The sequence below is a fragment of the Aerococcus sp. HMSC23C02 genome, assembly GCF_001806805.1.
In the GTDB taxonomy this organism is placed as follows: domain Bacteria; phylum Bacillota; class Bacilli; order Lactobacillales; family Aerococcaceae; genus Aerococcus; species Aerococcus sanguinicola.
This window is the reverse complement of sequence record NZ_KV786060.1, coordinates 155,262-176,637: the sequence shown is the minus strand read 5'-3', so window position 1 is coordinate 176,637 and position 21,376 is coordinate 155,262. Positions and strand designations below refer to the sequence as shown.

The following is a 21,376-nucleotide window of genomic DNA, read 5'->3' as shown; positions in this document are numbered from 1 at the left end:
TGGGGGTCGCGAGTTCGAATCTCGTATTCCGCTTATTTGATTTTTTATGGATCTGCTTGTTAATAGGCCGGGGTGGCGGAACTGGCAGACGCACAGGACTTAAAATCCTGCGGTGGTTACACACCGTACCGGTTCGATTCCGGTCCTCGGCATTATAATTTTATACGCACCCATGGCTCAACTGGATAGAGTACCTGACTACGAATCAGGCGGTTGCAGGTTCGAATCCTGCTGGGTGCATACCGGGAAATAGCTCAGCTTGGTAGAGCACTTGGTTTGGGACCAAGGGGTCGCAGGTTCGAATCCTGTTTTCCCGACTCGATTAAGGCCTTACGCTCTGTAAGGTCTTTTTTGTGTGTGGCATGTGATAAAAAGGGGCGTATAATAAATAGTATTGGTGATCATTCCTTATGCTTTGATTTTAATCGAACCATGCAAAAAGCGATCGCTCGAGAGCCATAAGCTGGCTTTGGAGCGATCGCTTTTACTGTGCTTTATTTTACTTTTAGAAGAAGAGACCGACTACGCTGGCTACGAGTAGGGAAGAGAGGATGGAACCCAAGAGGACCTTAACTAAAGATTGGGAAAGGACCTTGGATTGCTTCTCGCTAATGCCCTTGATGGCGCCGAGGGTGATCCCCATGGTACCGAAGTTGGAGAAGGATACCAGGTAGGTGGCTACCATAGCCTGGGTCTTGGCACTAGCCCCACCCAGGAGGCTTTGGAATTCACCCATGGCAACGAATTCGTTGGTCAACAGCTTGGTCGCCATGAGACTCCCCGCTTTGACAATGTCTTCGCTTGGAATCCCGATAATGAAAGCCAGGGGTGAGAAGACATAGCCCATGGTTTCGGTGAAGGTGATGCCGAAGATCCCTTCAACAATGGAGTTCAGGAAGGTGATCAAGGACACGAAACCAATCACCATGGCAGCGATAATAATAGCAAGGTTGAAGCCGTCGGTGATGTATGAGCCAAGCATGTCAAAGAAGTTGCCTTTGTCTTCGGCACTTTCTTCTAGCAGTTCAAATTCTTCGCCGGTTTCGACTTCTTCCGCTTCGTAAGGGTTCATGACGCTGGCGATCACTAGAGCAGCGAAGATGTTTAAGAAGACTGCTACAACGACATATTCGCCAGGAATCATTTGCATATAAGCAGCTAGGGTTGAAGCTCCGACTGCAGACATCCCAGACAAGCAGATGGTGAAGAGGGAGCGAGGGTCCATGTTTTGGATAATTTCTTTAATCGAAATAAAAGCTGAGGTGTTACCTAGCACGGCTGTTGAAATAGCGAATTGACTTTCGACTTCTCCCATACCGGTAATGAAGTTGATCCCTTTTCCGACCCATTTCATGATGAAGGGGAGAACTTTGATATAGTTCAAGATCCCAATCAGTGCTGAAATGAAGACCAGGGGCAAGAGAACGTTGAAGAAGAAGACTGAGGCGCCTTCTTCGATGACGATGCCACCGAAGACGAAGCTAATCCCGCCTTGGGCTTGGGCAATCAGCCAGCTGAAGAAGTTGGAGATGCCTTCCAGAGCAGTGATCCCTGCTGAGGTCCTGAGGCAGATGAAGGTGAGGACCAACATAGCGACAAACATCAGGACAATGTTTTTAACTTTGTTTTTGATTTTTGAACGATCGTAGGATAAGAGGGCAGCCAGGGCCAAGATGACCAGGATCCCAATTAGATTCCGAATAATTCCCACAGTATATTCCTCCTATTGCTTATAATCTTGGGCGCGGTTAACAACAGCTGATATTGACAGGTCTTCGTAGACCGAGTGCATGGTGCTGGTTGCTAAATTCGCTGCAGCTTGGGCGAGTTGGGTCACTTCTTTAATGTCCAGTTCATGGCCGTAGTGGTAGTTGGCCCAGACAATGGTTGCCATAGCACAGTCACCTGCGCCGTTCGCGCTAACCACGTCGGATTCTAGCACTGGGACATAGTGGGTTTCTTCTGAGTTGGCGCAGACCATTCCCTTGGCGCCTAGGGAAATGAAGGCATTCTTAACCCCCATATCAATAAGCTTCTCAGCGGCTTGACGGGCAGTTTTTTCGTCCAAGATCTTGATGCCGGTGTAGAGTTCTGCTTCATATTGGTTGGGTTTGATGGTATCAATCCGGTCTAATACCGCTTCGAAACGTGCCGCCTTGGCAACCGATACAGGTTCCACATAGAGGGGCGCCTCGACATGGTCAACAATCCACTCAATCGTCTCCCGGGAGACATTGGCGTCAATGACACAAATCTTGGCTTGGTTTAAGAAGTCCAAGCGGCCGGCCAAGAAGTCCGGTGTGATACGTTTAACGATATCCATATCGTTGACACCGGTAATCATATCCCCGTCGCTATCTGTGACGTAGAGATAGGTTGAGGTGTGTTCGTCCTCTAATTTCTCTGCATAGTCGAGGGAAATATTTAATTCTCGACATGATTTTTCAACTAGTAAACCAAAATCATCATCACCATAAGCGGTCACGAGATAGGTCGGTACCTCTAATTGCACTAAATTGTGCGCGATATTACGGCCGACACCCCCTGGACTCAGGTAGATGTGACCAATGTTGGAATCCCGCTCCCGGTACATGGGACCAGAAATCCCTGCGATATCCATGTTTAAGCCGCCGATAATTGCGACATATGACTCATTCGTCATCCCACTGCCTCCTTTAAAATTTGCATAAGATTGCACGCTTTCTATTATACACAATTCTACTTAAGAATGGCACGATTTCATGAAATTGTAAAGAGAAAGCGCTTTAAAAATTAGCTGTTCTAAAGCCGATTAGACCGGGGCAAAAGCTTGGTTTGGTCAAGTTTTGCCAGACAAAGATATTGACGCTTGGCTGAAAATTCGGTATGATAAAGTTGAACGTCAAACTTAGTCAGACTAGAGGTGATTAAAAATGCGTAATAAAAACATGTCTGATATAATAGAAGCCTACCTGAAACAAGTCTTACAGGAGTCGTCGAATGTTGAAATTCGGCGGAGTGAAATCGCTGAGCGTTTCGAATGTGTTCCCTCACAAATTAACTATGTCATTAACACCCGCTTTACTCCCCAGAACGGTTATCATGTGGAGAGTAAACGTGGGGGCGGCGGTTATATCCGGATCGTTAAGATGACGGTAGTTGATGAGGCGGACTATATCGATTCGATGATCCAGCTGATTGGCGATGAATTATCAGATAAGGATGCCCAAGCAATTATTAGTAATTTACACAAGAATGACTTGCTTACGAAGTTGGAAGCGCGCTTGATCTATGCGAGCTTAGACAAGGACGTCATGGCCCATGTGAACCAAGCCGATTCCTTACGCGCCTTGATCTTAACGAATGTGCTTCGTAAGTTGAAATACGATCATTAAACTGCGCGAAGATTGGAGTTTAGACCATGAAAGAAATCTATACGGAAAAAGCCCAGAAAGCCTTAGCCTATGCCTTAGATGCGGCGAAGGATTTCCGCCACCATGCCATTGGGACAGAGCACCTGTTGATGGGTCTTTTAGCCGAACCTGATGGCATCGCCCATGCGGTCCTGAGCCCTCATATTGGTGACTATGAAACCCTCAAAGAAGAGGTTGAGTTCGTCGTGGGCTACGGGTCAGGCCAAGACCCTTATAATGAATTAGGCGAGCCTGTCTATTCCCCCCGTGCCAACAAAGTGCTCTATCTCAGCACAGAGGAAGCTAAGAAGAATCGGGCTTCCTTAGTAGGGACCGAACATATCCTCTTGGCTCTCATGCAAGAAGAAGTCCTAGCTACTCGTATTTTACGGAATTTGGGGGCGGATCCTGATATTATCCGCCGTGACATCTACCAGATGCTCGGCCTGCCTTTAGATAGGTCGGGACGCAAGAAACAAGGGAAAGTTGATCCTCACAAGAGTAAGACCCCAACCTTGGATGCAGTCAGCAAGGATTTAACCAAACGGGCCCACAATGGCCAACTTGACCCCATCATCGGTCGGGAAAAAGAAGCTCGACGCATCCTCCAGATTCTCAGCCGCCGGACTAAGAATAACCCTGTCCTCGTGGGCGAACCTGGTGTGGGTAAGACCGCTATTGCGGAAGGCCTAGCCCAGGCCATTGTTAGTGGGCAAGTCCCCGAAAGCTTAGAGAACAAGCGCTTGATGATGCTCGACATGGGCTCTTTGATTGCGGGAACTAAGTACCGGGGTGAATTCGAAGATCGAATGAAACATCTGATTGAGGAAGTCATCCAAGATGGCCAGGTCATTCTCTTCATCGACGAATTGCATACCCTTATCGGAGCTGGCGGAGCAGAAGGGACTATGGATGCTTCCAATATCCTTAAACCCGCCCTAGCCCGCGGTGAAGTTCAAGTGATTGGGGCGACCACCCTCAATGAATATCAGAAGTATATTGAAAAAGATGCTGCCCTGGAACGTCGCTTTGCCAAAGTCCAAGTTGATGAACCGACAATTGAAGAAACCCGGTCCATCCTGGCTGGCATCCGCCAAGCCTATGCGGACTTCCACCAAGTGACGATTACCGATGAAGCCATTGACGCGGCAGCCAATTTGAGCGCACGCTATATTTCCGACCGCTTCCTGCCAGACAAAGCCATCGACGTGATGGATGAAGCCGCAGCAACCAAACGTCTGGATGCCCAAGGGAAAACGGACCAAGCTGGCAAGAGTCAGGATTTGGTTCGCGACTACCGGCAACTAGAAGAAGACAAGCTAAGGTGTGTGGCTGAGCAGAACTTCCAAGAGGCTGCCAAGCTTCATGCCAAGCAAAAAGAGCTGGAAGAGGCCCTCAATAAGTTAGAGAGCAAGCGTAAGAAGAAAAAGCAAAACTATAACTTATCGATCGGTGAAGAGGAGATTGCCGCAATCATTGCCCAATGGACCGGTATTCCGATTAGCCAGCTCACCGAAACGGAAAATCAGAAGCTCTTAGCCTTGGAGGAACGCCTCCACCGTCGAGTCAAAGGCCAGGATGAGGCGACCAATGCGGTGGCTCGTGCTGTACGCCGGGCCCATTCCGGGATCAAAGACCCCAACCGGCCTATCGGTTCCTTTATGTTCCTAGGCCCAACCGGGGTCGGGAAAACCGAATTAGCCAAGAGCCTGAGCGAAGAGCTCTTCGGGTCCGAACGCCACTTGATCCGGGTCGATATGTCCGAATTTATGGAAAAATATTCAACCAGCCGGATGATCGGTTCTGCCCCAGGCTATGTGGGCTATGACGAAGGGGGTCAATTGACCGAGAAAGTACGCCAACACCCTTATTCAGTCGTGCTCTTTGATGAAGTGGAGAAAGCCCATCCCGATATTTTCGACCTGCTCTTACAAATCCTCGATGATGGCTACATCACCGATAGCAAGGGTCGGATGGTGGACTTCCGCAATACCATCATTATCATGACCTCTAACCTCGGAGCAACAGCTCTGCGTGATGAGAAGACAGTCGGTTTTGGCCAGGAGTCCGTCAGCCATGACTATGACCGGATGAGCCAACGTATCCGAGAAGAGTTGAAGCAACAATTCCGTCCCGAATTCCTCAACCGGATTGATGAAATTATCGTCTTCCACTCCCTCAACCAAGAACAAGTGGGCGAAATCGTCCGCAAGTTTACAGATGCCATGGCCGACCAATTGGCCCAGCAAGGTATTGACCTCCGCCTTACCCACGGCGCCATCAAAGTCCTCGCTGAAAAAGGTTTTAGCCCAGAATACGGAGCCCGTCCCGTGCGTCGGGAAATCCAAAGCCAAATCGAAGACCCACTCAGCGACCTCATCCTATCCCAAGCCGTCGGAGAAGGTGACCGCCTAACCATCGGCTCACGCCAAGGCAAACTCTACATCCGCATCCAACACGAAGACGGCAGCGAAGAAAAAGAAAGCCTAGTGAAAGTCCAGGGTGTGAGGGCAGGCGGTTAGCTTTCCTTCACTGGAGCAAGTCGCCAGAGCAGTCTGAAAGACTGCGGCGGAGACTTGTGAAGTGACAGGAAAGCTGTCAGCCCGACCCCGACTAGATAAGGGTGTGAGCAAGAGCGTTTAGACTTGAATGATTGGAGCCCAAACGGAAAAGAGCGGCTTTAGCCGATCGTTCCGATTGGGTGAAATCACTTCAAGTCTGCTCTAGCGAACCCGACTACACAGGGTGTGAGGGCAGGCGGTTAGCTGAACACACAACGGTAAGCATGGAGTGTGGGTTGATAGAGGTTAGCACACAAACGCGGCTGCGGAGTGTGGACTGGCGGAGCTGAAGACTCAAACAAGCTCGTTGACTGTGGATTGATAGAAATGAACCCACAATCAGGCTTACGGAGTGTGTGTTAGCAGCTCTCAATCCCCAAACGAGACTATAAAGTGTGGGTTGACCAGCCAGGAGACACTGCCCCTATAAGCTAAACGATATATGAAGAGAGTTGGCCAGGTGCCAACTCTTTTTGTTTATCATATCTAGGGCAAACTTTTCAGCTGCCAAGCCTGTATGGTATAATGCTAGAAACAGAAGAAGTGAGGTGGATGGTATGGATAAGAAAACAAAGGCGGGACTTTTTGTATTAGGTTCTCTCGCTGCAGTGACAGCGGTAGCTGCTGTTGCATTTTTTGAAGAAGATAATGAATCGACCTTTAGTAACTTGCTAGATACGGTGGGCAAGAAGGGCAAGGCCCATGGACAAGACTTGGTCGACAAGTTGCCCTTCTTTTCGGATGATTCTTCAGCCGGTAAGTGGAAAGATCGGGCATCAGACCTTTACCAATTGGTTGACTCTTTCCGGTCAGATGATTAGATCAAACCGTCTGGGTGAGTATCTGAACTATTACTCAATGGTCAAGACTGGAAAAAGAACAGTTTAAGAATACGAGGGATTGCTTGCGGGCAATCCTTTTTTATTTAGGGTGTGAGCAAGAGCGCTCAGCTTTGGATGCTTGGAGTAAGTTGGAATAAGGGCAAGCCCCGCTTGCACGTTTCCAACTTGCGAAAGCACTCCAAAGCTGCTCTGGCGAACCCGACTATAGGGTGAGAGCAAGAGCGTTTAGGCTTGAATGACTGGAGCCCAAACGAAAAAGAGCGGCTTTAGTCGATCGTTCCCTTTTGCTGAAGTCACTCCCTTTCTGCCAAGTCGAACCCAACTTAAAAATTAAAATTTTCTCATCATCCCCTTAATCTGTGCTATAATTGACCTATTAATAACATAAAGGAGTGACGGCTGATGGCAATTTATGGCCAAAAATTAGGCATTGTCGGAGTAGGTTTTGTCGGTTCCAAAATTTTATCCAATGTTTTGGCTGCCAATCTCTTCTCTGAAATTGTCTTGATTGATGAGAAAAAAGAGAAGGCAGCGGGAGAAGCCCTCGACGAGCGCCATGCTATGGGCCTCGGTTCGACCCAGCATGTGAGGGTCTATGCCGGTGACTATAGTGATTTAGCAGATGCGGATGTGATTGTAGTTGCTGCAACCCACATCTACGAAGATGAAATTCCGGCTGAACGTCAGGATCTTTTGCTAGATAATATTCCGGTCCTGGATGATGTCATGTCAGGAATCTGTCAGCACACCCGGGAAGCCATCCTGGTCTTTATCTCCAATCCTGTTGATACCCTGGCCCATCTAGCAGTGACAGAATATCATTACCCCAAAGAAAGGGTCCTATCGACGGGGACCATGCTGGATTCAGCCCGCTTGCGCTACGCGGTGGCTGAGCACTACGGTATCGATCCCAAGTCAGTGACCGGCTACATGTTAGGGGAGCACGGCATGTCTTCTTTTGCAGCCTGTAGCCATCTCAATGTTCAGGGGATCCCCTTTGACCAGCTGAGCGATTATTTTGAAGGGATTAGCCCCCTCGATGTTGACCAATTGACAGAGGAAGTTGTCCAATCGGCTTATGATGTCTTTATGGATAAGGCGGGTGTGACGGATGCTGCCATTGCCCGGGTAGTGGTGGAACTTTTGACGACTATTGTCCTGGACCAAGAGACGATCTTGCCTGTTGGAACCTTCTTTGGCCAAGGCATTTATGACCTCGACCAAGCGGTAACCTTCAGCCTGCCTGCCCAGATTGGCCGCCAAGGGGTTGTTCGGACCTTCCAGATTCCTCTCAACGAATGGGAAAAAGAAAAACTAGTCCAAAGCGTGGCGGTCATTGACCAGTCCATCCGCTTTGGTCGGGAGAAGCTGCAAGACTACCGCAAGCAGTAAGCCCCTTATCAGTCAAGACAGAGCCGCAGCAGAGCTTGTGGGAGCGGAAGCTGACGGCTTTTTTCTTTGCTTAGACAAGCTTTAAAGGAGAAAATAATGAAAAATATCCAGCGTCAATGTATTCGCATCGTCTTATCGCTTGCCTTATTGGCTTTAGCGGGCTGCCAGGCGGCTTCAAGTCCTTTAGCGAAGCCGAAAGCAGAAATCGTCCACGAAGCGCGCATCATGGCCCATGGCGACTTGCTCTACCATGATCCGATCTTTGCTAGCGCTGCCCAGGTCGACGGCTCTTTCGACTTCCATCCCAATTTCACTTATGTCAAGCCTTGGATTCAGAGGGCCGACCTCAGTCTGGCGGACTTTGAAGGGACGATTGATCCCAGCAAGCCTCTGGTCGGCTACCCGCTCTTCAATGCCCCTGAAGCGGTGGCTGATGCCATGGCGGATACGGGTTATGATGTGGTGGACCTGGCCCATAACCATATCTTAGATTCGGGACTTGAAGGGCTCCGCTCAACGGCAGCTAGCTTCAGCCAGCGGGGGATGACGCCCCTGGGAGTCTATCCGAAGACACCCCGCCAGGAGGCCGATATCTTGGTTAAGGAAGTCAATGGGATCAAGATTGCCCTCCTCGCCTATGCTTACGGCTTCAATGGTCTGGAGGCAGGTCTGAGCCCTAGCGACTATGCCTCCTGCCTCTCTGACCTCGACGAAGAGAAGATGCGTCAAGAGATCGAGCGGGCAGAGGAAGTTGCAGATGTGACTGTCGTCATGCCCCAGATGGGAGTGGAGTATGCCTTGGAACCAAGCCAGGAACAAATTGATTGCTACCATAAGATGGTGGCCTGGGGAGCGGATGTGGTCTTGGGTGGCCACCCTCACGTGATTGAACCTGCTGAGGTTATCGACCATGAGGGAGATAAGAAGCTGATTATTTATTCTATGGGTAACTTCCTCTCCAACCAGCGTGCAGAAACGATGGAGGGGGATATTTGGACCGAGCGCGGGGTTTTGATGGACCTGACCTTCGAGAAGAAGGGGGGCAAGACCCGGATCAAGGAGGCTCAAGCCCGGCCAAGTTGGGTGGCCCGGGAAGATCTGGGGACCTATTCCCAGACCTTCAACCGCAAGCAATACCTCTATCAAACTTATATCCTCGATGATTTCGTAGCTGGTGGCCCTTACCGCGACCGAGTTGATCCAGTTGTCCGAGAACGAATCGACCAGGCCTATGCCGCGGTTAAGGACCATGTGGGTTTGGACTGGCCAAAAGCCAAGCAGAGCTACCAAGCTAGTCCCGGAATTGATGATTAAAGTGGTTAATGAATGGGCTGGGATAAAAGTCCAGGTCTAAGCGACTATTGTCACAGTCTCGGTTAATAAATACAAAAATTAGCTTTTTAGAAATGAAAAGTAAAGAATCTTTAAGATCCTTGCAAGACTTGTCGGTTCAAATAAACCATCTGAGGGAGCAGAACAAGTCGAAACTTTCCTATTATATGACTGCCTCTGAACTTTGGGTCAGGGGCAGATTTTACTTTCTGGAAGGGCTTCAAAGACGGTAAAATATCGTTTTTTGAGAAAGAAATAATTTGACCAATGGCTTAGATTATCGTAAAGTAATAATTGTGGGAACATATCTTTTGAAATCTATGGAAGGCGAATAGCCCTTTCCAAATTGAGAGCCAAGCAGAAACTTTTCATGCTGGCTCTGCTTGATTATTCCGAATTTGAGGTGGTTGTTTGCAGCATGAAGACTTTATGCGTTTGGCCATAGCGGAAGCCAAGAAGGCGGAAGCTTTAGGCGAGGTACCGATTGGTGCGATTGTCGTTAAAGATGGCCAAGTGATTGGACGCGGCTATAACCTGCGCGAGCAGTCCAATGATGCCACAAGCCATGCGGAGATGCAGGCCATTCGTGAAGCCAACGCTTATTTGGATAATTGGCGACTGATGGATTGTGATATGTATGTCACTTTAGAACCTTGTCCAATGTGTAGCGGGGCAATTATTCTATCGCGGATTCGACATCTTTATTTCGGGGCTTATGATCCCAAGGCTGGCACAGTAGGTTCTTTGATGAACCTTGTTACTGATGAGCGCTTTAACCACCAAGTTGAAGTGACCAGCGGCCTTCTAGGAACAGCCTGCAGCGAGATGTTGACGTCTTTTTTTAGAAAATTGCGTAAGCAGCGTAAGCGGGCGTCACGGAAGCCTCGAAAGGAAGAAAACAACTTGCACTAATTATTCTTAAAAGAGCGGCTAGTTGTTGTCAGGCTATGCTTAGTAGTAGAAGATAAGGTATAATGATTCTTATAAAGGGGGGTGGAGCGATTGGCGAACCAAACGATTCAGCAGGTTGTTGATGCAGAAGCAAAAGCTAAGGGCATTAAAGCAGATTTTGAAGCCAAGTTAGAGCAATTACGTCACGAATATCGGGCAAAATTAAAAGCGCTAACAGAAGAAAAAGATGCCGAAGTGGCTGATTTCAAGGCCAACAAGAAGGCCGAACTTGATCAAGCCTATGCCGAATACCAAGCACAAGCAGATGAAGAAAATCAGGGCCAAATTCAAGGCCTCGGTCAAAAATTTGACGAGAACAAAGAGGATTTGGTCGCATATGTTGTTGAGGAGGTGAGAAAATCATATGGCAATAGCTAAAATGAAGAAGTTGTCGATTGTATCGAAACCTGCACTAAAGGAAGACCTGGTGAGAAACTTACAGGCCTTGCAGAGTGTCGAAGTGTCGGCCCTGCCTAGGGAAGATGCTGAAGATGCGGTTGATGCGGCACAAGTGAAATCTGAAGACTATGTCCAATATGATGATCTCTACCAAAGAGCAGAGCGGGCTTTAGTGATCCTATCCCGTTATGCTAAAGATCGGTCCATGATGGAGAAGCTCACCCATAAGCGTCCTGTCTTTAGTCTAGAAGGTCTCCACCAAGAAGTGGACCTGGACCAAGGCCAGGTTTTAATTGAAGAGGTCGAAAAACTCTACAATCAACGGGAAAACATTATCTCCACCCGGGAAACAGTGGAAGATGAACAGACGGCTGTTTCTAACTGGCGGAGCCTGGATGTGAACCCAGCCGAGCTTTATCAACTGGACCACTTTGCCGTTTCCTTGGGGACTGTCCCTAACGATAGTTCAAGCAGCCAGTGGCATGCCCTTAAGGAAGATACAAAAGATGAGGATATTTCCTTATTAGAAGCCTTCTCCAATGAGGATGAAATTGGGGTGGTAGCTGTGACCCGCAAGTCGCAAGCTGAAGATTTCCAAGGGCGCTTGGCCCAATACCACTTCCAACCCTTCGATTATCCCTATGAAGAAGGCCCAGAAGCAGCCTTCCAGAACTTGGAAGACAAGCGCAAGTCACTGATCAAAGAAGAAGAAGACGTCGTTAAGACGCTCCAGGGCTTAGAAACTAAGATCCCTTTAGTGGAGCAAGTTGCTGAGGAGGCCTACAACCGGTCTCAACGTGCCCTGGCTGTCCAACTGACCTATGATAATGACTATCTCATCTTAATGAGCGGTTGGACCGATGAAGAGGACTATGATGCCCTCATCCAAAAATTGGAAGCCAATATTGGGGCTGATAACTTTGTTGTCGTGGAAGAAGAAATCACTGAAGAAGCGATCGACAATAATGAAGTCCCTACTAAACTTAAGAATAATGCGCTGAATGCGCCTTTCGAAATGATTACTGAAATGTACGGGGTGCCAAACTACCGAGAGATTGACCCGACACCATTCATTACCCCATTCTATTTACTCTTCTTTGGGATGATGATGGGGGACCTGGGCTATGGCCTGGTGCTCTGGTTAGGGACCCTTGTCGCAATGAAAGTGATGGATCTTGGCAAAGGGGCGGCGCGGATGGTCAAATTTGGCCATTACTTGTCCTATCCTACCATGCTCGTTGGTTTGCTCTATGGTTCCTTCTTTGGGGAATCCATTCCAACCGGTATTGTTGATCCGACGGGGGACGCTATCTTAATTATGGCAGCCTCTGTTGTGATTGGTTTGATCCATATCTTAGTGGCCCTTTGCATCAAGATCTACCTTGAAGTACGCCGGGGCAATATAGAATCTGCCTATAGCGATGGTTTAGGTTGGATCCTGATCTTACTCGGCCTAGGTGCCTGGGGAATCGGTGCCATGGCTGGAATGCCAGAAGTTGGAACAATTGGGAAATGGGTTTCCATTATCGGCTTTGCCGGAATGATTATTGTACCCGTTATCTTCCAAGATAAGAAGCTCCTGGCCGCTGGGCTAGGTCTATACAATATCTATGGGATTTCAGGCTATGTTGGTGACTTAGTCTCCTATACCCGTCTGATGGCGCTCGGGATCTCTGGTGGATCCATTGCCATGGCCTTCAACATGCTTGTTGGCTTCTTCCCAGCCCCAATTCGTTTCACAATTGGGATCGTATTGATTATCGCCTTGCAATCCTTCAACTTATTCCTCTCAGTTCTGAGTGGTTACGTTCACGGTTTGCGTTTGATCTTCGTAGAATTCTTCGGTAAGTTCTATGAAGGGGACGGCCGGGCCTTCAGCCCAATCAATACCCTAGAGAAATATGTACGTTTAAATAACTCTGACAAATAGACACAATATATAATACGGAGGTATAGTAATGGAAAACTGGATAAGCTTTTTTGTTGAAAATGGTGGCGCAATCTTCGCTATGTTAGGTGTAGCGGTTGCCGTAATGTTCTCAGGTATGGGTTCTGCTCGCGGTGTTGGTGAAGCTGGTCAAGCTGCTGCTGCCTTAGTTAAAGACCAACCTGAAAAATTCGCCCAATCCTTGATCTTGCAACTTCTACCTGGTACCCAAGGTTTGTACGGCTTCGTGGTAGGTTTCATGATCTACTTACAATTAGGGAATGAATTAAGCTTACAACAAGGCTTTCTCTATTTAATGGCCGCTCTTCCTATCGGGATTGTTGGTTGGATCTCAGCTAAATACCAAGGTCAAACTGCCGCTGCAGGTATGCAAATCTTGGCGAAACGTCCAGAAAACGTTTCTAACGCAATTGTTTACGCCGTTATGGTGGAAACCTACGCAATCTTAGCTTTCGTTATGTCTCTACTCCTAGTCCTACAAATCCAAGGCTAGTTGGGACACGGGTAAGAGCTGGCCTAGGCCAGCTCTCGCAGCCTAAAGCGAAGCGGGAATATAATTTTCCAGCTTGATGACCAATCACCAGACAATCTACAGAGGAAAGGAGGCACTGTATGGCAACCATTCAAAATTTAACTCAGGATGTCCTCGCTAAGATTAGCCAGGAGGAAGATGCCAAGTTCAAATCAGGCAAAGAAAAGCTTGAACAAGACACAGCCGCTCGCAAAAAATGCATCCAGAAAGACGCTGAAGATAAGAAGGCGTCCCTAGAAGACCAAGCGGCGCGTGACCTAGACCGTAAGAAGCAAGGTTATAACAACCAAATGCGCAACCAAGTCTTAGCTAAGAAGCAAGACTTGATCCAAGCGGTTTATACCGAAGCTGTGACAAGATTGACAGAACTTCCAGAAAATGAGTTTATCGAATTTGTCAAAGGTGCTCTATCACAATTAAATACAGACCAAGCGACTGTCTTACAGCTTGGATCGAAATCAGAGAAGCAATTGACCGACCAAGGTTTAGCCCAGCTTCAAGGAGACTATCCAAACTTGCAGCGTGCTGACCAAAACTTACGCGGTCAAGGCGGCTTCATTCTCTCCCAAGAGGGGATGGACTATAACTTTACTTTTGACCAACTGATCGAGGAACAAGAGGAAGCTCTTTCTGCCGAAATTTCCAAACGCGCGTTTAATTAGAAAGGAGTTGTCAAAATGGAAAATACAGCATATGCTGGGTTGAATGTTTCCGTCCGCGTCCAAGAGACCAGTCTTTTGCAAGCGTCGGATTACAACGCCATGTTACAGGCAACTTCTTTAAGCGAGGCGCTCAATGTCTTGCGTAAGACGGACTACAACTTACCAGAGGACATTGAGGAAACGAGAGACTTCGATGCTTTCTTAATGGCGGACTTGCGCCGGGCCTATAATGACCTCTACGCAAGTACACCGGATCCACGTGTGGTTGACTTCTACGCCTTGCGCTATGAATACCATAATTTGAAGGTCCTCTTCAAGGAATGGTACGCTGAGCGCGACTTCTCGGATATTTACCTACCTATTGGCCGGCACAGCATTGAAAGCTTGCGCCGGGCAGTGCGTACCGGAGATGGCGAGGGTTTTGACCAATCCATGATCCAAGGTATCCGCGATGTACGGGAGAATTTTGAGAAATATCATTCTTACGATGCCATTTCTATCATCTTAGATTCAGCCTATCTCGACAATATGCGGGAGATCGCTGATGAAATTAATGATCCCGGTGTGGACCGGGTGGCAGACATGACCATCGACTTTGCCAACCTGTCCATGCTTGTCCGGGCCATCCAACAAGGGCGGTCCAAGGGCTTTATGCGGGCTGTCTTAAGTGACAAGGGCACCCTGGATAGCGATGAAATCATCGACTATGCCGTTTCCCACAACCACGCAGCTATTGCCCAAGCCTACAAGTCCCTGCTCTATGGGGGCAATTTAGGCAATGCCCTCCATGAAGATGGAAGCACCAATGTGGTGGAATTAGAAGGCCGGATCGAAGAAACCGAAGCAGAAGAGATGAAGCTGGCTCAATTGGAGGCATTTGGCCCCCTACCAGCCCTAGCTTACTTGTATTTCAAAGAGAATGAAATTACCAATATTCGCTTGATCCTAGTTGGCAAGGCCAATGACTTAGATGAGCAAGCAATTAAGGAAAGGATGCGACCTATCTATGGCTCATAAAATTGCAGTCGTCGGTGAAAAAGATGTCGTGATTCCTTTTCAATTGATCGGCTTCGACGCCTTCCCCGTTAATGACGGCCAGGAAGCCCGTAAGCAAGTCGATGAATTAGCAAAGAACGAATACGGTATCATCTATCTCACCGAAACAATCTCTGAACAGATACCTGACACGATTTCCCACTACGACACCCAAGTCGTACCTGCTGTTATTTTGATCCCTTCACACAAGGGCAGCCTCGGCATTGGGAAGAAACGTGTCCAAGATAATGTTGAGAAGGCTGTCGGACAGAATATCCTCTAAGTCCAGCCATCTCAGTGAAACAACCATTAGAGGGAGGAAAAGATTTGAAATCAGGGAAAATAGTAGAAGTTTCTGGTCCACTGATTAAAGCTTCCGGCATGGAAGACGCTGCCGTTCAGGAAATCTGCTACGTCGGCGAATTAAACCTCATGGGCGAAATCATCGAAATGCACGGTGACGTTGCGTCTATCCAGGTTTATGAAGAAACTTCTGGTTTAACCCCAGGAGAAGAAGTGCGCCCAACCGGGGAGCTCTTATCAGTAGAATTAGGTCCAGGACTTTTAACACGTATGTTCGATGGGATCCAACGCCCACTCGAAGACTTTATGGAAAAAACAGGCTCCAATTACTTGGTACGCGGGGCCCATGTTGACCCACTCGACCGTGAGAAGAAATGGCACTTCGAAGCGACAGTCCAAGAAGGCGATAGCGTCGAAGCTGGCGATATCGTTGGGACAGTTCAAGAAGGTGAAGTCATTGAACACCGGATCATGGTACAGAATGGGGTCAAAGGGACCATCGCTAAGATCGCTTCTGGCGACTATGACTTAGACGATACCGTTTATGTGATCCGCGATGAGCACGGTGAAGAGAAGGGCTATGGCCTCTCACAAAGATGGCCAGTTCGTATTGGACGTCCATTCAAGAAGAAATTATTACCAGATACCATTATGACCACCGGCCAGCGGGTAGTTGATACCTTCTTCCCTATCACCAAGGGGGGCGCTGCTGCCATCCCAGGGCCATTCGGTGCTGGTAAGACCGTTCTCCAACACCAGATCGCTAAGTTTGCGGACGCAGATGTCGTTGTCTACGTTGGTTGTGGGGAACGTGGGAATGAGATGACGGACGTTGTTAACGAATTCCCAGAATTGATCGACCCGAATACCGGCAAGTCTATCATGGAACGGACCGTATTGATTGCTAATACTTCCAACATGCCGGTTGCCGCCCGTGAAGCGTCCATCTATACCGGGATTACCATAGCCGAATACTTCCGTGACATGGGCTATTCCGTTGCTATCATGGCGGACTCCACCTCACGTTGGGCCGAAGCCCTCCGTGAAATGTCTGGGCGTCTGGAAGAAATGCCAGGGGACGAAGGTTATCCTGCCTACTTGGGCTCACGGATCGCGGAATACTATGAACGTGCCGGGATCGTTGAAGTTCAAGGGAGCGAAGGCCGGACTGGGGCTGTTACAGCGATCGGTGCCGTGTCACCTCCAGGCGGGGATACCTCAGAACCAGTTACCCAAAATACCCTCCGCGTTGTGAAGGTATACTGGGGACTCGATTCCAACTTATCTCAACAACGTCACTTCCCAGCTATTAACTGGTTAGATTCCTACTCACTCTATCTCGATGACGTGACTCAAGGGATCTCTGAAGAAACAGGTACCAACTGGCAAGAAATGGTCAGCAGTGCCATGTCGACCCTGCAAGAAGAAGACGGCCTCCAAGAAATTGTCCGTCTGGTAGGGATTGACTCCTTGTCTGAACGTGACCGCTTAACACTGACTGTTGCAGCCATGGTTCGTGAAGCTTACCTGCAACAAAACTCATTCGATGATGTCGATGCTACCACATCTTTCGACAAGCAATATAAGATGCTAGATATTATCTTGACCTTCGAAGATGAAGCGCGTGAAGCCATGGAACTTGGCGCTTACTACGACGAAATCATGAAGGGCACCCAAGATATTCGCGAACGCATCTCACGGATGAAGTATGTCCATGAAGATGATCTCGACCAACTTGACCAATTGAAGGCAGATATTAAGCCTGCCATGCGTGATCTTGTACAAAAGGGAGGGGCTGAATAATGTTAAAAGAATATAAATCCGTAACAGATGTCTATGGCCCTCTGATGATTGTTGATGACGTTGAGGGAGTCGGCTACGATGAATTGGTTGAAATTCAAATGCAAACGGGCGAAAGCCGGGTCGGCCAAGTCCTAGAAATCCAAGAAGACCGTGCCGTTGTCCAAATTTATGGGGGCGGTTCAGGGGTCAACTTGCGCGATACCAAGGTTCGTTTCAAAGGCCGTCCGCTCGAATTCGGCGTATCAGAAGATATGATTGGTCGTTCATTCGATGGTTTAGGCAATATCAACGATGGTGGCCCTGCCATCATCCCAGATGAAATGCGCGATATTAACGGGACAGCCATTAACCCAATGGCCCGTGACTATCCGGATGAATTTATCCAAACGGGGATTTCAACCATTGACCACATGAATACCCTAGTTCGTGGGCAAAAACTGCCAATCTTCTCAGGTTCAGGTTTACCCCACCAAGAATTAGCGGCTCAGATCGCTCGCCAAGCTAATGTGTTGAACGACAATGAACAGTTCGCGGTAGTCTTCGCTGCCATGGGGGTAACCTTTGAAGAAGCTAAATTCTTCGAGAACTCCTTCCGTGAAACAGGCGCCATTGACCGGTCTGTAATGTTTATCAACTTAGCCAATGACCCAGCTATTGAACGTTTGGCAACCCCTAAGATCGCTTTAACAGCTGCGGAATACCTAGCCTATGAGAAGGACATGCACGTCCTCGTTATCATGACGGACATGACCAACTACTGCGAGGCCTTGCGTGAAGTATCCGCTGCCCGCCGTGAAGTGCCAGGGCGTCGGGGTTACCCAGGTTACCTTTATACCAACCTGTCAACCCTTTATGAACGTGCTGGACGGATCCGCGGGGCTAATGGGTCGGTAACTCAGATTCCGATCTTAACCATGCCGGAAGATGATATTACCCACCCAATCCCTGACTTGACCGGTTATATTACAGAAGGTCAGATTATCTTAGACCATGAGCTCTACAACAATGGGGTTCGGCCACCAATCAACGTGTTGCCATCCCTGTCTCGTCTGAAAGACAAGGGGACCGGGGAAGGTAAGACGCGTGAAGACCACGCCAACACCATGAACCAGTTGTTCTCAGCCTATGCCAAGGGTAAGGAAGCCAAAGAATTAGCGGTCGTACTCGGGGACTCCGCACTCTCTGATACTGACAAGCTTTACCTCAAGTTTACCGAACGTTTTGAAGAAGAATATGTCAACCAAGGCTTCAACACCAACCGTGACATCTTCGAAACCTTAGATTTAGCTTGGGAACTCCTCGCTATCTTGCCTAAGTCCGAATTGACCCGGATTAACGACAAACTGATTGAGAAATACTATCCGGAAGACGCTGAAACTGAATCTGAAGGAGCGTGATGCTAAATGGCCAACGCGTTAAATGTCAAACCGACGCGGATGGAACTGCGCAACCTGAAGAAAAGTTTAGACGTAGCGACACGCGGACACAAATTGCTCAAAGATAAGCAAGACGAACTGATGCGTCAATTTATCGATTTGATCCGCCAAAATAACGAATTGCGCGAGGAAGTTGAAGCCCAACTCTCCGGCGCCCTTCAAAATTTTGTCCTTGCGTCTTCATTGATGAACCAAGCCTTCATCGATGAACTCGTCGCAATTCCAACCAAAGAAGTCTCTTTGGAAATGCATAAGGAAAACATCATGAGCGTTGACGTCCCTAAGATGCAATTCCACTACTCCGAAGAGCAAGAAAGTGAAAATGAAAAATTTGCCTATGGTTACTTGAATACCTCAAGCGAATTGGACGAAGCAATTGAAACCATGACCCAAGTGATGCCGCGCCTACTTGAACTCAGCGAAATCGAAAAAACCTGCCAACTCATGGCAGACGAAATCGAAAGTACCCGCCGCCGGGTAAACGCTCTCGAGTACCGGATGATTCCTGATACCGAGGAAACCATCGACTACATCGAAGCCAAACTCGAAGAAGACGAACGGTCAACCAAGACCCGGATGATCAAAGTGAAAGATATGGGCGAAAAGGCTTAAATTTGAGAAATAGAGTGCGACAAAAGTCGTCCAGCTCTGAACCACTGGAGCAAAGGAGGGGAGAGCCTTGTAGAGGCTCGCCCATCCTTTGTGAAGTGGAGTCAGAGCTGACTTTTGGAGCAGGTTTTGAAAAAAATTTTAAAAGAGGTTGGAACTTTTGTCCCAGACTTTTTTCTTGGGAAGGGTGCTGGTGAGCAGGCGTTCCGCTCTGGAATTTGAAGCGGAGACTAGCGAACTTGCAGAGGAAGCCTTCGATAGCAAGTAGCTTCGGCTTAGCTTGCGAATGGAGGCTCTCTTTGCGAGTTGGCGTTCTGCAACTTGCGCATATCCGGTCTGTTTGCGAGTTGGCGTTCTGCAACTTGTGAATTCCCAGTCCCTTTGCAAGTTGGAGCCCCTCAACTTGCGAACTCCCCCTCCATTCGCAAATTGCCGCCATCTACCAATCCCTAACACACATAAATCCAGGCCTCCTCGATCAATCCCAACAAAAAGCACAGCTGGTTCAAAGTTCAGCTGTGCTTTTCTTGTTATTCAGAAGTTTTTAAACCATAAATGAGCGTGTATCCATCACGCTTGGGCTGGAGGTTGGCGTAATGGCTGCGGTAGAGGGCCTGGGTGACTTGTTGGTAGAGTAGGGGTTGGGTTTTTAAGAGCTCCCAGCCTGCTGCTAGGGCCTCTTCCTCAGACGTTGCGTCATCCGCATTCACTTGAACCTTGATTTCCGTCACCAAGTCTTGGTCAGCATCTTGGTAGCTATAGAGAACAGCTTGGTCGTTTAAGGCGCGGATAAAGCCGCCCTGGTCGCTGGCCTCTTGCAAGGCATGGAGGCCTAGGCGTTGGCGCTCTTGGTTAATTGCATCAAATAAGTTATTTGTCATACTTGTCTTCTCCTCATCTTTGCCAGGAGCAATTCCTCGGGCTGGCTCGGGACTCAGGCGGACGCTGGCTTGTTCACTCGCTAAGCTTAGCTCAGGGTCGAAGAGGGGATCTTCCTCAGTAACTTCTTCCCCCGCTGCCTTGTCGTTTAAGTCATCCAGGACGCCCTCAATTAGGCTTCCCGTGTCTATCCGATCTTTATAGTCGAGCTGGTTATCGTGAACAAGGTCGACAACATCCCGTCCTGACGCTAGTGCGAGCTGGGAGAGGCTATCCCCCCACTGGCTAACATAGACCTTCAAACCATAATGGGCTTGCCGCCGCATCTCAGCTTGGATTTCTTCGGCCGATTTTTGTTTAAAAGGCTGGCGCATGGCTTCAAGGGCACGCTTCTTAACCTTTTCGATCTTGGCAGCTTGGCTTTTTTTCTTATTTTGGGTCACGCTTGCTGGCCTCCCTTTATTCTGATTCTTAAGTCTATTATAAAAGAAAGTCCAGCAGAAAGCAGTCTTTAAGGATTATTGGCCAAGAATCTGTGCGGAATAGATGAGGGTGTGGTCACCATTCTGGATGAATTCCAGGCCGAGCGACTGGCCCTTGTAGTTGGCATCGATCATATTGGCATAATGGCCAGGGCTATTCTTCCAATTGTTGAAGAGCTCTTGAGCGATGGCTTCAGCTGAAGTGCCAGGGCTAGCATAGGTCTGCTGGATATTCTCACCCACATAGGAGCCTGCACTCTCAAAACCATTAGCCGTGTGGAAGGCTTGGCCATTGGGACGGGTATGGGAGAAGCAATCGATAATCTCCTGGGTCCGGTTGTTGGCTGCGGCTTGATAGCTATCTTGGTAGGCTAAAGGCGCTAAGCCTTGCTGGGTACGTTCCTGGTTGACCAGGTCGTGGAAATGTTTGCTGATAGCCTGGCTGAGGGAGGTCGTGCTCTGGTTAGCCAGGGTTACTGCATCAGCACTTGGCGTAGTCACTGTAGTCGGATCTTGCTTGGTGTCCGTTGTTGCTGTCTCCTGGGTGCTGGCTTCAGCCCTTGGAATTAAATTGAAGTCTGGTTGAGCCTTGCTTAAATCAACGGTTTTTTCGCTAGCAAGGGACGTAACTTCTGCCACAGGGATAGGGCGGCTTTCCTTAGCCTTATCCTGCTTGTCGTCAAAATCGTCATGAATATCGTCATAATCGTCATCGTCTAGGTCGTCATCCTGGTCATCGTCATAACCGTCATGAATATCGTCGTAATCGTTATCATCTAGGTTGTCATCCTGATCATCGTCGTCAAAATCGTCGTGGA

19 protein-coding genes and 3 tRNA genes are annotated in these 21,376 nt (G+C 48.5%); 18 read left to right on the top strand and 4 right to left on the bottom strand.

Translation table 11 applies throughout. From position 1 onward, the window contains the following. Window positions 1-66: 66 nt before the first annotated feature. The 3 genes from HMPREF3090_RS07510 (at window position 67) to HMPREF3090_RS07500 (ending at window position 317) form a co-directional block, all read left to right on the top strand. Window positions 67-152: transfer RNA gene (locus HMPREF3090_RS07510), tRNA-Leu, on the top strand. A gap of 14 nt (window positions 153-166) precedes the next feature. After that, window positions 167-240: transfer RNA gene (locus HMPREF3090_RS07505), tRNA-Arg, on the top strand. Between the two features lie 3 nt (window positions 241-243). Continuing rightward, window positions 244-317 (top strand) — tRNA-Pro (locus tag HMPREF3090_RS07500). A gap of 188 nt (window positions 318-505) precedes the next feature. On the opposite strand, the gene HMPREF3090_RS07495 is transcribed toward HMPREF3090_RS07500, so the two are convergent. Further along, window positions 506-1,711 (bottom strand): NupC/NupG family nucleoside CNT transporter, encoded by a 1,206-nt coding sequence (locus HMPREF3090_RS07495; protein WP_067974120.1) that lies wholly within the window; start codon window positions 1,709-1,711, stop codon window positions 506-508. Between the two features lie 12 nt (window positions 1,712-1,723). Continuing rightward, entirely contained in the window at window positions 1,724-2,662 is a 939-nt protein-coding gene (locus HMPREF3090_RS07490) for a carbohydrate kinase family protein (RefSeq protein ID WP_067974124.1), read from the bottom strand. Window positions 2,663-2,912: 250 nt separating this feature from the next. On the opposite strand from HMPREF3090_RS07490, the gene HMPREF3090_RS07485 reads away from it, so the two are divergent. The 15 genes from HMPREF3090_RS07485 (at window position 2,913) to HMPREF3090_RS07415 (ending at window position 19,200) form a co-directional block, all read left to right on the top strand. Continuing rightward, a complete protein-coding gene (locus HMPREF3090_RS07485; RefSeq protein ID WP_067974128.1) occupies window positions 2,913-3,374 on the top strand; it encodes a CtsR family transcriptional regulator in 462 nt (153 codons plus the stop codon). A 26-nt stretch (window positions 3,375-3,400) separates the two neighbouring features. Further along, entirely contained in the window at window positions 3,401-5,914 is a 2,514-nt protein-coding gene (locus HMPREF3090_RS07480; RefSeq protein WP_067974132.1) for an ATP-dependent Clp protease ATP-binding subunit, read from the top strand. Between the two features lie 596 nt (window positions 5,915-6,510). Beyond that, window positions 6,511-6,774: a hypothetical protein gene (locus tag HMPREF3090_RS07475; protein WP_067974136.1), complete on the top strand. Its 264-nt coding sequence runs from the start codon at window positions 6,511-6,513 to the stop codon at window positions 6,772-6,774. A gap of 423 nt (window positions 6,775-7,197) precedes the next feature. Then, a complete protein-coding gene (locus HMPREF3090_RS07470; RefSeq protein WP_067974139.1) occupies window positions 7,198-8,187 on the top strand; it encodes a lactate/malate family dehydrogenase in 990 nt (329 codons plus the stop codon). Window positions 8,188-8,283: 96 nt separating this feature from the next. After that, window positions 8,284-9,501: a CapA family protein gene (locus HMPREF3090_RS07465; RefSeq protein ID WP_070486387.1), complete on the top strand. Its 1,218-nt coding sequence runs from the start codon at window positions 8,284-8,286 to the stop codon at window positions 9,499-9,501. Window positions 9,502-9,930: 429 nt separating this feature from the next. Further along, window positions 9,931-10,431: a tRNA adenosine(34) deaminase TadA gene (gene tadA, locus HMPREF3090_RS07460; RefSeq protein ID WP_256364778.1), complete on the top strand. Its 501-nt coding sequence runs from the start codon at window positions 9,931-9,933 to the stop codon at window positions 10,429-10,431. Between the two features lie 90 nt (window positions 10,432-10,521). Further along, complete coding sequence (locus HMPREF3090_RS07455) at window positions 10,522-10,848, top strand: hypothetical protein (RefSeq protein ID WP_067974142.1); 327 nt, start codon at window positions 10,522-10,524, stop codon at window positions 10,846-10,848. Further along, window positions 10,835-12,799, top strand: a complete 1,965-nt coding sequence (locus HMPREF3090_RS07450) for a V-type ATP synthase subunit I (RefSeq protein WP_070486385.1) — start codon at window positions 10,835-10,837, stop codon at window positions 12,797-12,799. The genes HMPREF3090_RS07455 and HMPREF3090_RS07450 overlap by 14 nt, the downstream gene beginning before the upstream one ends. 28 nt (window positions 12,800-12,827) lie before the next feature. After that, window positions 12,828-13,310 carry a V-type ATP synthase subunit K gene (locus HMPREF3090_RS07445; protein ID WP_067974149.1) on the top strand — a complete coding sequence of 161 codons (483 nt, stop codon included), beginning with the start codon at window positions 12,828-12,830 and terminating at the stop codon, window positions 13,308-13,310. 119 nt (window positions 13,311-13,429) lie between these two features. Further along, entirely contained in the window at window positions 13,430-14,011 is a 582-nt protein-coding gene (locus HMPREF3090_RS07440) for a V-type ATP synthase subunit E (RefSeq protein WP_067974152.1), read from the top strand. A gap of 15 nt (window positions 14,012-14,026) precedes the next feature. Continuing rightward, window positions 14,027-15,028, top strand: coding sequence for a V-type ATPase subunit (locus HMPREF3090_RS07435; protein ID WP_067974156.1), 1,002 nt, complete (start codon window positions 14,027-14,029; stop codon window positions 15,026-15,028). After that, window positions 15,018-15,329, top strand: coding sequence for a V-type ATP synthase subunit F (locus tag HMPREF3090_RS07430; protein ID WP_070486383.1), 312 nt, complete (start codon window positions 15,018-15,020; stop codon window positions 15,327-15,329). The genes HMPREF3090_RS07435 and HMPREF3090_RS07430 overlap by 11 nt, the downstream gene beginning before the upstream one ends. A 44-nt stretch (window positions 15,330-15,373) precedes the next feature. After that, on the top strand, window positions 15,374-17,152 hold the full coding sequence (locus tag HMPREF3090_RS07425) for a V-type ATP synthase subunit A (protein ID WP_067974162.1): 1,779 nt from the start codon (window positions 15,374-15,376) through the stop codon (window positions 17,150-17,152). After that, the gene (locus HMPREF3090_RS07420; protein ID WP_067974165.1) at window positions 17,152-18,549 is read left to right on the top strand and encodes a V-type ATP synthase subunit B; all 1,398 of its coding nucleotides are present in this window, start codon (window positions 17,152-17,154) and stop codon (window positions 18,547-18,549) included. Before HMPREF3090_RS07425 ends, HMPREF3090_RS07420 begins: the two co-directional genes overlap by 1 nt. Window positions 18,550-18,555: 6 nt before the next feature. Further along, window positions 18,556-19,200: a V-type ATP synthase subunit D gene (locus tag HMPREF3090_RS07415; protein WP_067974168.1), complete on the top strand. Its 645-nt coding sequence runs from the start codon at window positions 18,556-18,558 to the stop codon at window positions 19,198-19,200. A 527-nt stretch (window positions 19,201-19,727) separates the two neighbouring features. On the opposite strand, the gene HMPREF3090_RS07405 is transcribed toward HMPREF3090_RS07415, so the two are convergent. Together HMPREF3090_RS07405 and HMPREF3090_RS07400 are read right to left on the bottom strand one after the other, a co-directional pair. After that, entirely contained in the window at window positions 19,728-20,519 is a 792-nt protein-coding gene (locus HMPREF3090_RS07405; RefSeq protein ID WP_067974175.1) for a hypothetical protein, read from the bottom strand. Window positions 20,520-20,594: 75 nt separating this feature from the next. After that, window positions 20,595-21,376, bottom strand: a 782-nt coding sequence (locus HMPREF3090_RS07400) for a CAP domain-containing protein (RefSeq protein WP_246818694.1), incomplete at its 5' end; no start/stop codon positions are given.